This window comes from Paenibacillus sp. VCA1, assembly GCF_031583795.1.
GTDB lineage: Bacteria > Bacillota > Bacilli > Paenibacillales > Paenibacillaceae > Paenibacillus_AQ > Paenibacillus_AQ albilobatus.
The window spans coordinates 22,506-34,520 of the sequence record NZ_JAVLSX010000022.1; the positions used below are offsets into that span (position 1 = coordinate 22,506).

The following is a 12,015-nucleotide window of genomic DNA, read 5'->3' on the forward strand; positions in this document are numbered from 1 at the left end:
CAATGGCTTTTTTTTTAAGGGGGTTTTTCCGGTATAATGAAACATAGGGGTTCGTCGGCCCTATTAGCCGCATGGGAGAATCGTACAGCTTGCGCCGCCGTCCCTACATAAAATGAACCAGATAAGAAAAAAAGCGCTCCGCCATGCCTGCAAAGGGATGGAAATAGAGCTCGGCGTAAATTTTCGATATGTGACCAGATGGAGGTAAAGCCATGGGAGTAAAACATGGGCGTGAATATGACGAAATATTGAAGGATTTAACGGAAGCGGTGGGAGGGATTCCCGACAGCTACCTGTTTTTCGAAATGGACGGCGGCGAATGGGTGGGACTGAGTCCTGAAGAGCAACGGGAGGTCCATGAGGCGCTTGCGGAGGATCTTTTTTATGCCTTGGGAACCGAACCGGTGATCGAAGTAGGCAGCGGCGTAGTCATGTACGACAAGGACAACCACCGGATCAACCTGCTGATCGGGGACGAGGGACTGACTGTAGTCCCACTCATCTAGTCCAAGGGCCGAATGGATTTTTGAATATCCGTCATGGTAAGATAAAACAAGTGCTTGGCCACGGAGGACGGCCATATTCATATTTATTCATCGATCGGAATACAATGGGAGAAGTTAACAAGGAGCCGGGCTAAGCGACATTCTTGTTAATTTCGATACTAGGGCGTTTTTGTTTCAGGGAGGAAATGAGAATATGGTTTACACGCAAGAAGAAGTGGAAGCGCATTTGGCGAAGCTGGAAGGCTGGCAGTTGGAGGAAGGGCGCTGGATCGTGCGCAAATTCATTTTTTCCAACTTCATGAAAGGGATTTCGTTCGTCGACGAGGTGGCGACGATTTCCGAAGCCTTCGATCACCATCCTTTCATTACGATTGATCATAAGAACGTAACGTTGCGGTTGACCTCCTGGGATGACGGAGGCATTACCGCCCTCGACATCAAGGAAGCGCATCAGTTTAACGAATTGTTCGAAAAAATGCGCTCAGGCGAGAAACGCTAGACGAACATGGCATAGCAAAGCAAAAAAACACGCTCCGTTCAGACCTTTCGGTTGCTGTACGAAGCGTGTTTTTTATTCTTCCGAAAGAAACGGTCATTATTTTTTGGCTGCAAGCCACTCGGCAACGTTGGCGATTTCTTCTTTTTTCAGTTTGTCCTTGAAAGAAGGCATGCCGCCTCTGCCCTTAGTAATGATCGTATAAAGTTCTTCAGCAGACATTTGGGCTCCGATCTTTTGAAGGTTCGGTCCCACGCCGCCCTGCAGCTGATCTCCGTGGCAGCTGATGCAGCCTTGGGCTTTAATGGTTGCTTCAGCCGCTGCAGCGTCCATGGTCACTTCAGGCATGGTTGGTTTTTCTTCTTCGGCTACCTGCTCTTTACCTGGCAGCGTAAACATGAGCACAACGGCAAATACGCATGCGATCGTTATCAAACCGCTCATGATCCATTTTTGCATCCGTTTTCGTCCTTTCTATGTAAACTGCAGTCTTCTCATTTCTTCATTATAACGGAACAGGCCGGTACATCAAATACTTTGTGACAAAAAAGCAAACAAAAGCAAGCACAAATCCACTAAAAATACACAAATTCGTACCATTTTTCAAACGGACGGATGAAATGAATTTTTGCGGAGCCGTCCGTTCGATGGTCCGCAAAAAACTGACGCTAAATCAGGCCGTCGGCGTCTTCGTGCCCTCGTAAACCATGCAGTAAAAACGTTCGGTCCCCTCCGGCGCCGGTTTTTCATAGATGTCCGTAATTTCGAAGCCTGCTTTCAGGTAAGCCCGAATCGCCCGCAAGTTCCAGTCCTGTACCTCCAAATCGATTTCCTGGCCGGGAAAGCGGGCTTTGGCGGCTTCTACAACGGCCTGGATAAAGCTTGTCCCCAGCCCTTGGCCGCATAAATCGGGCCGCATGCCGATGCCGAGGCGAACGACGTTGACCATCGGAAAAAGCTGCGCGAAGCCGCACAGGCTGCCCTGCCCGTCCAGAACCGACACATATTGCTGCCTCCGCAAATCGGGATCGCCGAGCTCGATGCCAAGCGCTTCCATTTGCTCCCAAGGCAGCCAGGCATAGATCCGGTCGTAAGGCGGTTCATACGTCCAGCCGCAGCAGGCTTCGGCCTGCTCACGCGTCATTGGAGCTACGGTAAATGCCTCCTTCGAAACGTTCACCCAGAAAGCCTCCTTTCTTAAGAGACGTCCGCTACTATGTAGCATTTGACTATTCAAGAAAATCTATTCCTGACGGATGTCACGGCAGGCGCAAAAAAATCCCGTACTGAGATTTCGGCAAAAATCTCAAAGTACGGGCTGGTCGTACATACCGTTCCAGTGCTGCGGAATGTTATTGAACGTCATCGTTATCTTCGGAATCAACGGCGGATGCCTGGTATGTATCCGAGCTCATGACACGTTTCGCGCCAACGTAGCGGTTGACGTAATAGCTTTCGCTAAGCGAACTGACGACAACGCCGCGGGAAGTCGAAGCATGTGCGAATTTGCCGTCTCCGACGTAAATGCCGACATGAGATACACCGGAGCCGGATGTATTGAAGAATACGAGGTCTCCTGCTCTCAAGTCGCTGCGGGATACGGAAGTGCCCATGCTGAACTGCGATCCGGATTGATGGGGCAAGTTAATGCCGAGATGCTTGAATACGTACATCGTAAATCCGGAGCAGTCGAAACCGCTTGTCGTCGTACCTCCGGATCTGTATTTCGTACCGAGAACATCGTCGATGACTTTGTCCATTTTAGAATCCGCGAAAGCGCTTCCGGCGCCGACGGTAAATACGATGGCAAAACTCATGACTGCTGCTGCTAGCTTCTTTTTCAAACCCAATACTCCTTCCGAGTGCCTGCGAGGTTAGCTTAAGGATTCGGTAGAAGGTCCCCTATGATCCCTCTGTTGCAAGATCAATTCACCCGTAAATGGTTCCCCCGCTTTCCTAGTGTGAGGAAATTCGGCATCTGACTTTTTACACTATATCCATCGGAAAAACATCTTCAAAATGCTGTCATACAGCAAAGATTACAAAGTTGTTACTAACACTGGACCTATTGTAACAAAGGAATGACGTTTTGGCAATTGTTTCTATCGTGAATATACGAAAAATTCAACAGCATTTCGGGATTTTTGCAAAATGATTGCCGATCTAGGGGCATTATAGAGCATTTTATAGGAAAAAAGGTTTATTTGTTGGACAAGAGGTTTATATTCATAGTAAACGGACGGAGAAATAGAATGAAGAAAAATCGAATAAAATTTTTTTTTTGAAAGTTGTTACCTTTTAACGGTTTGGAACGTCTAATTAGTAACAAGAAACCCGCGAGGGATTTCGGCAAAAATCTCCGCGCGGGCACCGTAAGCTTTTCGTATGTTTATGGGTAAGTTTCTTAGTTGTAGACGGCCGCTTTGTATTTAGCGGTACTCATGACACGTTTGGCGCCAATGTAGCGGTTGGCGAAATAGCTGTTGCTGAGCTTGCTGATGGTAACGCCCTTCGAAGAAGAGGAATGCGCAAAGCTTCCGTTTCCGATGTAAACCCCGACATGGGAAACGCCCGCGCCGGTCGTATTGAAGAATACCAGATCTCCGGCACGCAAATTGCTTTTGGAGACGGCGGTGCCGATTTTAAATTGGGCACTGGATTGGCGTGGGATAGAAATACCTAATTTCTGGTATACGTAACGCGTGAAACCGGAGCAATCAAATCCTTTGGTCGTCGTTCCGCCGGTTTTGTAGGAAACGCCGATCGTGCTGTTCACGACATGATTCAGAGAAGATTGCGCGAATACGCTGGTTCCCATGGAGAACATCAGCGTCAAACCAAGCACAGCAGCTGTCAACTTCTTTTTCAAAACATAATCCCCTTCCATGTTGCCTACGAGGTTAGCTTAAGGATTCGGTTGAAGGTCGTCCCCTATGATCCCTTTACTGCGAGATCAATTCACCCAAAGTGGTTCCCCCGCTTCCCGGTGCCAAGGAATTCGGCCTTGATCGGGCACCCGAAAGTGACTGATGTCTATCATCGAACGGTATCTGACATTAAAAATTATCGTTACAGCACAAATTAAATAGTTACAGTAAAAATGACAAAGTTGTTACTAACTTCTTACTCGGATTATTTTAACAGACGATTGCGTCTTTGGCAAATCGTTCTAATACCTAAAAACGACAAAACCCCGCCCTTTTTGATTTAAAAGGGTGGGGTTTTTCTTATATCAGAGGGTTGAAGTGATGACAAAAATTTAACTTTCGTAAATTATTTTTCGGCGTTCCGATGCGCCTGGGCGTACCACAGGTCAAACTTGGCCGAAATGCTCCATAATCTCATGATGCAGCTGACCAGATGGTAACCCTGCTGAAGGATCAGTGCGATGATGCCGGCCCAGATCAGGGAAACTCCCGTGCTGAGGCTGAACAGAAGCAGGCTGGTCGAGCCGAGGACAAGCGAAACGCCGATAAGCGGCAGCGACCCGCGCAGGCAATGCCACAGGGGCAGCAGGAAGCCGGCGCCTCCGGTCTTGCCGAACTGCATGAAGAGGATGAATTGATGCACGATATATCCGTACAGAAGCCATCCGAGAATCCAAGGAAGGAGAGACAGGCCGGACGTTTGCAGCTGCATGCCTGCCAGAAGCCCGGCATATGCTTTGGGTAACACCCAGTAGGCCGGGGCCGCGATCAGGAGCCACTCGATCAAATGGAACAAAAAGACGGTTTTGCCGTGACGTTTCATGCCTTGAAAGAAAAACAGCCCGACTTCGCCTTCGCGTTCGCGGTGCAGCCCGTAAAATATCCCCGCATGGATAAAAGGGGTCAGCAGCATGCGCAATGCGAACATCGCAAGCAAAATCCACATGTACATATGCACGGTGCCGCTCGTTGAAAGGCTCATCTTGCCCTCGATGTAATAAAGCAGCTGGCTCAGCTCGTTGGGCTGCGGGTCGGGATAACGCATCAGCAGCGGGGTGACGGCCGAATGGACCAGCCTGTACAGGAAGTAGCCCCAGATCAGCTGGTATAAAAAGAGAATGATGACGATATAAAATTGATTCTTAAGACTTTTCCAGCCATGTGCAATATGGGATTTCACCGATTCTCACCTCACCAGGACAGACTTCCAAGCAGAGTCTCAATCAGCTTGGTGATGCTTACGTTCCAACGGATCAGAACCTTCCTGTCCATATCCGCCTTCAAATAATTGTTGATATGCCTGTTTTCGATCACGACCGAATAATTCGGATCGACCATGGCCCAGGCGAGGGGCGCTTTGTACTCCAGCTTGAACTCGATGCTCTCTCCCGAACCGTTCCATACCTTGTTCAGCGTATGCCCGTCCGTGAAGACGAATTGAACCGGGACCTGGGCATAGTCGCCGCCTTTTTTCGATACCTTGACGGTCGATTCGTAAACCGTGCCGGAAGCGGCGTCCTTTTTGCGGACGGAGATGGAGTCGACCGCGAAGTCGGCCATCTGGTTGCCGTACACGTACTGGTCGAAAAAGGTTTGCCAGGACCGCTTGGTCACCTGCTCGACCACCTTTTGAAAATCGGCGGTTGTCGGGTGCTTGAACCGGTACTTTTTAGCATAGGTGCCCATAATTTTGCTCATCGTCTGCGTACCGACCTGCTGCTCCATCGCCTTAAGCAAAAGCTTGCCGCGATAATAAACGTTCAGGGCATATTGATCCTGCGAGCCGTATTTCCACGCTTCCTGCGTCAGCGGCATCGGAGAGGCGATCAGGGATGCCTGTACAGGCAGATTCGGAATGACGCCGTATTCCTGCTCCATCAGTTTATCTTCGGCATAGGAAGTAAAACCTTCGTCCAGCCAGGCTTCCTCGAACTCGTTGCTCGCCAGCATGCCGTAAAAATACTGGTGACCGATCTCATGAATGACGGTTCGCTCCAAATCGTAGCCCGGCGAATCGTCCTTGGCCCCGAAGGCGGTGATCAGCGTCGGGTACTCCATACCTCCCGCGCCGTTACCCGATTCCGGCGGCACGACAATGGAGAGGGTAGAGTAAGGATAGCGGCCGTACCATTTGCTGAAATATTTGAGCGCGGCCTTGGCGGCAAAGAAATATCTTTCCTTCAAGTCTTTATGGGCCGGGTCTAAATAAAGCTTGATCCGGACGCCCGGAACCTCGGGAGAAGAAAACGGCTCTTCGGCGACGACAAAGTTCGGCGATGCCGACCAGGCAAAATCATGAACGTCGTCGGCGTAAAACTGATAAATTTTCTCTTTGCCCCGAACCTGGGCCGACTGTACGGGGAAGCCGGTGGCGGCAACGATATAGTCGCTCGGCACGTGAATGCGGACGCTGTAGATGCCGAAATCGGCGTAGAACTCGGAATTGCCGTGATACTGATGCAGGTTCCATCCTTCCGTTTGGCGTCCTCTGGTACCGGCAGGCTCGTAGACGCTGATTTTCGGGAACCATTGGCCGGCCATGACAAAATCGTCGTCTGCGATGCCCATCCGGGCGAATATTTTCGGAAGCTTGACCTCAAAGCGGATGCTGAGCGTAATGCTTTCGCCGCCCTTGACCGGCTTCGGAAGCCGTACCTTGACGAGGGTCTTGTCCTTGACGTTGCCGTCATCGGGCTGGACATATTGCATGCGATGCATCAGGGAAAGGCCTTCGGCGGTTTTCATCTCGGTGATTTCCATCGATCCGAAGCCGTCCGGAGGCATGGCATCATTCCGGAGCTTTCCTCCGGATTCTTTCATAAACGTGGAGTCCATCGAAGAGAAGGCGTTGGGATACAGGTGAAAGTACAGCTCGTTCACCGTTTTTTTGCCGGGATGGGTCCAGGTCAGCGTCTCGGTTCCTTTGATGATGCGGTTTTCGGTATCGAGCGTCGTGTCGATATGGTATTCCACCACCCGCTTGCTGAGAATTTCGGCCGTCGGCTTTTGTACGCTCTCCTGCTGGACGATCGGAGTGGGAGGCTTGGCCTGATCCGGAGCATAGGAAGGCTGCGATTCCGGCGTATCCCGAAGAAGGAGCACCCCTGTTCCCGCAAGCAAAAGACAGAGGGCAATGATAGACGAAACAACGATTTTGGCGCGTGCTGGAGCCATATACGAATACCTCCCGTTGACAAGCATCTACAGCATGTATATGTTGGCTTTCCAGCGATTATTAGTTAAAATAAAATTATGTTGCATGAAACTAGGCATAGAAAGCAGGACGCCTGTTTGGAAAATCCGGACAGCGCGTTTTCCAATAGGAGGCACGCGAAACGTGGAAAACAAGGAGCAAGTAGGCAAGAAACAGATTGCACTGAATATCGTCAGCGGCAAGAGCAAGCATAAAATCGGTTTTGGCGCGGGCTCCATCGACTTGAACAACATTTCTCCGGTTGTCATTGACCGCGGCGTGGCCACGATCGATATCGGCGCCATGCATGCCAAGAGCAAGCCGGAACGCCGCATCCGCTTTTCGACCAATCGTGAGGATGTGCCGAACGGCCGCCAGGTGTGGATTGTTTGGGTGGCTGTCGACCGCGACGAGATGGGGCAATATTACGCCGGCGCAACCGCAAGCGAAATGTGGATCGATGAAGAAGCCCGCAAAGGCTGGAAAATTCTCGCCGATCACGTCAACCGGATGGATGCCGCTTTGAAACGCAAGTTTATGCTCAGCGAACTGAGCACGGAGGATAAAAAGCTGCTGAAGGATTTGCTGGTATCCCATAACGAGGAATGGTGGGAGAGATCGCCGGAGGAACTTAAGCAAGCGCTTGATGTTTAAACGCATATTTCTTTCGATCAAACGAAATAAAGGGTCTGCCCGCCGCTTGTTGGGTTAACGAGCGCCGGAGCGGACCCTTTCGTTTTTTGCCGGATAGTCTGTCCATCTCCGGCAGGTCGCCTTCCATTATAAAAGAAGGTATGCACTTTTTTTCGATGGATGCCTCAAGGCAAGCTATGCCTGCTTCCAGGGGGTCGGCTGCTTGTCCTTAACGGAAACGTAAGGATTCCCTTCGATATAATAACGCCAAGGTTTTAGAGCATACTCGCCGGCGTAATCGATGTTGATTCTTGGACACTGCACGATTGGCAGCTCGTCCACCGGGTCCCCGGCTTCCAGGCGAAGCATGCCGTCGTCCCTGTTTAACGGATAGCCGTTCAGGCTTCTGTCGATGCGCAGCGCGCGGCACAGCTTGCCGGGACCGTTGCACAGGTTGGCCTTTTTTCCTGAAAAACCGCCGCGGTAAGCAAGCATCAGCTCTTCATCCTTGTCGCTTAGCGGTTCCACGGCGCGAATCAGCACCGCCTGCGGATCATCGGGATCGCCGACGACCACATTGAGACAGGAATACATGCCGTAGATCAAATAGACGTAAGCGACGCCGCCTGCGGCAAACATGACCTCCGTCCTGGCGGTGCGCCGGTTGCCGAAAGCGTGGCTGCCCCGGTCTTCCGCCCCGCCGTAACTTTCCGTTTCAACGATGCGGCAGCGGACTTCACCGTCCTCCGTCACGCGCACGAGCGTTTGGCCAAGCAGGAGCGGGGCGGCTTCAAGCGCCGTCCGCGCCAGCAGCGAAGGAGAGATTAGTCTAGAGTTATGCATGCATTCAAAGGCCTCCTTGTGCTTATTTTAATACAAACTCGGCCGTCACCGGATTGTGGTCGCTATGTTCATGCTTCAGGTCATGGCCCTCCACCTTAAGGATGTCGACATTCGGCGAAACCAAAAATCCGTCAATGACCGCGCGGAAATTGATTCCTTCCTTAAAAGGAACGTCGACCGTCCGGACCGACGGGACGGTTTTGTCCACGGCCCAATGAAAGCCCTCCGGCAGAACGTTTTCCGGAAAAGGCTGCAGCCACTCCGGCCAGGACTGGGTCGTTTTGAACGCTTTGGGGTCGGTTCCGGGCAGCGAGTGGTTCCAGTCGCCTCCGAGGATGACGTAATTTCCTTTCTCCGCTTCCTTTTTCATATATTCCTTCATGAACTGAAGCTGCTGCTTGCGGATGCTTCCGCCCTGATCGAACGCAGACAAATGAAGATTCGCTAGAATCAGTTCCTTGCCATTGTTCACGGGGATCCGGCTTTCGATGAATGCCCGGTCGAGGTCGAACTGCTGCTTTGGCCATTTTTCCTTGCCGGGAAGATCATACCGCGTCGCGCTGCTGCTTTTGTATTTGGCAAGCGTCAACAGCCCGCCGCGCGCATGGCCCATCGGATGGAAGACAGGCACGGGAACCCAGGGCACTTTGTAATTGTCCGCATAGGAGAAGCTGTATTTCGGGAGGTACTCCTTCAGCGCCTCGGCCTCATTAAGGCGATAACTGCGCGTTGAATTGACGTCTACTTCCTGGATAAAAATGAAGTCGGAGCGGTTGCCGCTCAAAAACGTCCCCATGCCCCTCAAATTCAGCTCCGTTTGCCTTTTGCTTCTCGAACCCGATCCGGTCCCGCCGTCCATAAAGAAGTCCTGATCACGGTCAAGGCCGGCGTACCCGATATTAAAGGTCGTGACGGTAAAGGCATTCCCCGTTTCCAGGACCCTGTCCGGATTGTTTGCGACGGCGATCGGTTCTGTTTTGCCCGGCCTATAGTCGGTCACGGTCACATACAACAAAAAACCGCCGGCGAGCAATAAAGCGGCCAGCACGACACCCCCGACAATCCACAGCATTTTTTTAACCATTCAAAATCTCCTCTATGTACGGTTATGATTTCAACGTGTTATGAAATTTTTTCCATTGGGCGTTACTTCTACTGTATCATGCAGAAGCTTGCGCAATCCAGAAGAAAAAAGGCCCGCAAGTCCGGGGAGGTCGCCGACCGGAAAAGGGGCCAATTTTTCGCATCTCGTTAATCGGTAAACCAGCGTTTAATGGTTTTCCACCATGAGCGTTTTCCAGGAGCGCTTCGCTCGGACGCAGATTGCTGCTCCGTGTCTCCGCCGTGATCGGCGCAATACTCGGTCGGCTCCGTGCCGGCGATAAACACTTCCAGCTTTTTGTCCGGGCAACCGGCAGTGGCCAGCTTGCCCGTTTCCCGATCGACATAGACGGCAGCGACGCCGCTCGGAATGTTGAAAATTTTCGGCGGCACGTTTTCCAGCGCTTTTTCCGTGAACCGGGCAAAAATCGGCGCTGCGCGGTGACCGTCCAGCGTGGTAATATTCCGTCCTTTGTCGTAGCCAACCCAGACGGCGGTGGCCAGCTCCGGCGTATAACCGACCATCCAGGCGTCGGTATCGGTCGTGCCGGTTTTGCCGGCGACGGGCCGTTTGATAAGGGAAGAGACACGGCTGCCGGTACCCCCGGATTCGAATACGCTCTCCATCAAATGCGTAAGAACGTATGCCGCTGCAGGGTCGACCACCTGCTCGCCGCCGTTTTCCGGAGCTTGGTAAAGCACCTCGCCGGCCGCGTCCGTAATTTTCAGCACCGCGACGGGCGGCATCCGTTTGCCTCCGTTGCCGATGACGGCGAAAGCGGAAGCCATCTCGAACGGACTGACGGGCGAGGTGCCAAGCGCAAGGGAAGGAACCGGCTTCAGCGGGCTGACGATCCCGAGCTTTTTGGCCATCGCGATGACGTTGTCCGCCCCCACCTTCAGGAGCGTATTGACCGCATAGATGTTGTCCGAGGCGGCGATCGCTTCCTGCATGTTGATTTCTCCCAAATATTTGCCGCCGAAATTGCTTGGCTGATACGTTTTCCGGTTATGGTCATAATGGAACAGGGTAGGTTCGCTGTTAAACGTGCTGAGCCCGGTCATCGTTTTCGAGGACAACGCCGTCAAATACATGATCGGTTTAAAGGCGGAACCGGGCTGACGCGTTTTGGCGAGCGCGTGATTAAACTGGCTTGCCTTATAGTTTTTCCCTCCGACCATCGCCTTGACGTAACCGGTGCGCGGATCGATCGCCACAAGGCCCGTCTCCAGCTCGCTTTGCGGGTCCATGCCTTGGGCCACGGCCTCTTCGGCCGCCGCCTGCGCATGGGGATCCAGCGTCGTGTAGATGTTTAATCCGCCGTGATCCAGCTGCTCTTCGCTGATGCCAAGCTGGCTGGTTACGAGGTTTCGGATATAATCGCGGAAAAAGGGAGCGGTCACGCGGGCCTGCTGCTGGCCGATAGGCTTCAAGCGAATCCTTTCCGCGGCGGCTTCTTCCGCCTCCCGCTGCGATATTTGCCCGGTTTCGACCATCGTGCCGAGCACGACTTGCTGGCGTTTCTTCGCATGGTTCAAATGGTTATAAGGCGAATAATAGGTTGGACCTTTCGGGATCCCGGCCAGCATTGCGCTTTCGGCCAGGTCCAGTTCGGAGGCGGATTTGCCTAAATACAATTGCGAAGCGGCTTCGATGCCGTACGCTCCATGTCCGTAATAAATTTCGTTCAAGTACATTTGCAGAATCTCGTTTTTGCTGTATTTCATCTCCAGCTGGGCGGTATACATCGCTTCTCTGATTTTCCGGGTCCACGTTTTGGCATGATTGAGATACAGGTTGCGGGCAAGCTGCTGTGTCAGCGTACTGGCTCCCTGAGCCCGGTCCATTTCCTTGAGATTGACGAGGATGGCCCGGCCCATGCCTTTGATGTCAAACCCGATATGCTCGTAAAATTTCCGATCCTCGACGGCGAGCGTCGCCTTGACGAGCAATGGGGAGATCCGCTCCAGCGGGACGGGTTCATAGCTCCGGCCGCTTGCCGAAAAGGTGGACATAATGTTGCCCTGGCTGTCCAGAAGGCGGGAGTTGCGGTCGGTGTCGGCGACGGGAAGGCTTTTTTGGTACAGAAACCCAAGCAGGATGGCTACGCTAAGAAGAAGGGCCGCGGCGGCGGCCAGCATCAGCTTGATCAACGCGGCAAACCGGCTTTTGCGTCTGGGCTTGGAGTGATGTTGCTGCGGCATGGCGTTTTCTTCCCTTCCATTTTTATACACTCATTATGGGAAAGGAGGGGCGGGGATATTCATCATGCGTTCATAATCAGGCCGGAAACAGGCAAAGAATAGACGGGGATG

General features: G+C 52.3%; 12 protein-coding genes and 2 riboswitches. Of the genes, 3 read left to right on the top strand and 9 right to left on the bottom strand.

Features of this window, described 5'->3' with window-relative positions:
* Nucleotides 1-212: 212 nt before the first annotated feature.
* Together RJP21_RS29265 and RJP21_RS29270 are read left to right on the top strand one after the other, a co-directional pair.
* A complete protein-coding gene (locus RJP21_RS29265; protein ID WP_160045485.1) occupies nucleotides 213-506 on the top strand; it encodes a hypothetical protein in 294 nt (97 codons plus the stop codon).
* Between the two features lie 193 nt (nucleotides 507-699).
* The gene (locus tag RJP21_RS29270) at nucleotides 700-1,005 is read left to right on the top strand and encodes a 4a-hydroxytetrahydrobiopterin dehydratase (RefSeq protein ID WP_160045486.1); all 306 of its coding nucleotides are present in this window, start codon (nucleotides 700-702) and stop codon (nucleotides 1,003-1,005) included.
* 96 nt (nucleotides 1,006-1,101) lie between these two features.
* Here the strand turns inward: RJP21_RS29270 and RJP21_RS29275 are convergent, their stop codons facing one another.
* The 6 genes from RJP21_RS29275 to RJP21_RS29300 all read right to left on the bottom strand — a co-directional run bounded on the left by RJP21_RS29275 (nucleotide 1,102) and on the right by RJP21_RS29300 (nucleotide 7,103).
* The gene (locus tag RJP21_RS29275; protein ID WP_160045487.1) at nucleotides 1,102-1,461 is read right to left on the bottom strand and encodes a c-type cytochrome; all 360 of its coding nucleotides are present in this window, start codon (nucleotides 1,459-1,461) and stop codon (nucleotides 1,102-1,104) included.
* 214 nt (nucleotides 1,462-1,675) lie between these two features.
* Nucleotides 1,676-2,146, bottom strand: coding sequence for a GNAT family N-acetyltransferase (locus RJP21_RS29280; protein WP_310862363.1), 471 nt, complete (start codon nucleotides 2,144-2,146; stop codon nucleotides 1,676-1,678).
* A gap of 208 nt (nucleotides 2,147-2,354) precedes the next feature.
* Complete coding sequence (locus RJP21_RS29285; protein ID WP_160045488.1) at nucleotides 2,355-2,846, bottom strand: C40 family peptidase; 492 nt, start codon at nucleotides 2,844-2,846, stop codon at nucleotides 2,355-2,357.
* Between the two features lie 3 nt (nucleotides 2,847-2,849).
* Nucleotides 2,850-2,989, bottom strand: a riboswitch (cyclic di-AMP (ydaO/yuaA leader).
* A gap of 417 nt (nucleotides 2,990-3,406) precedes the next feature.
* A complete protein-coding gene (locus RJP21_RS29290; RefSeq protein ID WP_310862341.1) occupies nucleotides 3,407-3,871 on the bottom strand; it encodes a C40 family peptidase in 465 nt (154 codons plus the stop codon).
* Between the two features lie 5 nt (nucleotides 3,872-3,876).
* Nucleotides 3,877-4,016: riboswitch (cyclic di-AMP (ydaO/yuaA leader) on the bottom strand.
* Between the two features lie 259 nt (nucleotides 4,017-4,275).
* Nucleotides 4,276-5,109 (bottom strand): hypothetical protein, encoded by an 834-nt coding sequence (locus RJP21_RS29295; RefSeq protein WP_310862342.1) that lies wholly within the window; start codon nucleotides 5,107-5,109, stop codon nucleotides 4,276-4,278.
* Nucleotides 5,110-5,120: 11 nt separating this feature from the next.
* A complete protein-coding gene (locus RJP21_RS29300) occupies nucleotides 5,121-7,103 on the bottom strand; it encodes a M1 family metallopeptidase (RefSeq protein ID WP_310862343.1) in 1,983 nt (660 codons plus the stop codon).
* A gap of 163 nt (nucleotides 7,104-7,266) precedes the next feature.
* Between RJP21_RS29300 and RJP21_RS29305 the strand changes: the two genes are divergently transcribed.
* Nucleotides 7,267-7,776, top strand: coding sequence for a YwhD family protein (locus RJP21_RS29305; RefSeq protein WP_310862344.1), 510 nt, complete (start codon nucleotides 7,267-7,269; stop codon nucleotides 7,774-7,776).
* Nucleotides 7,777-7,950: 174 nt separating this feature from the next.
* On the opposite strand, the gene RJP21_RS29310 is transcribed toward RJP21_RS29305, so the two are convergent.
* The 3 genes from RJP21_RS29310 to RJP21_RS29320 form a co-directional block, all read right to left on the bottom strand.
* Complete coding sequence (locus RJP21_RS29310) at nucleotides 7,951-8,598, bottom strand: DNA-3-methyladenine glycosylase (protein ID WP_310862345.1); 648 nt, start codon at nucleotides 8,596-8,598, stop codon at nucleotides 7,951-7,953.
* A 22-nt stretch (nucleotides 8,599-8,620) separates the two neighbouring features.
* Entirely contained in the window at nucleotides 8,621-9,682 is a 1,062-nt protein-coding gene (locus RJP21_RS29315) for an endonuclease/exonuclease/phosphatase family protein (RefSeq protein WP_310862346.1), read from the bottom strand.
* Between the two features lie 167 nt (nucleotides 9,683-9,849).
* Nucleotides 9,850-11,904 (bottom strand): transglycosylase domain-containing protein, encoded by a 2,055-nt coding sequence (locus RJP21_RS29320; protein WP_310862347.1) that lies wholly within the window; start codon nucleotides 11,902-11,904, stop codon nucleotides 9,850-9,852.
* Nucleotides 11,905-12,015 lie beyond the last annotated feature (111 nt).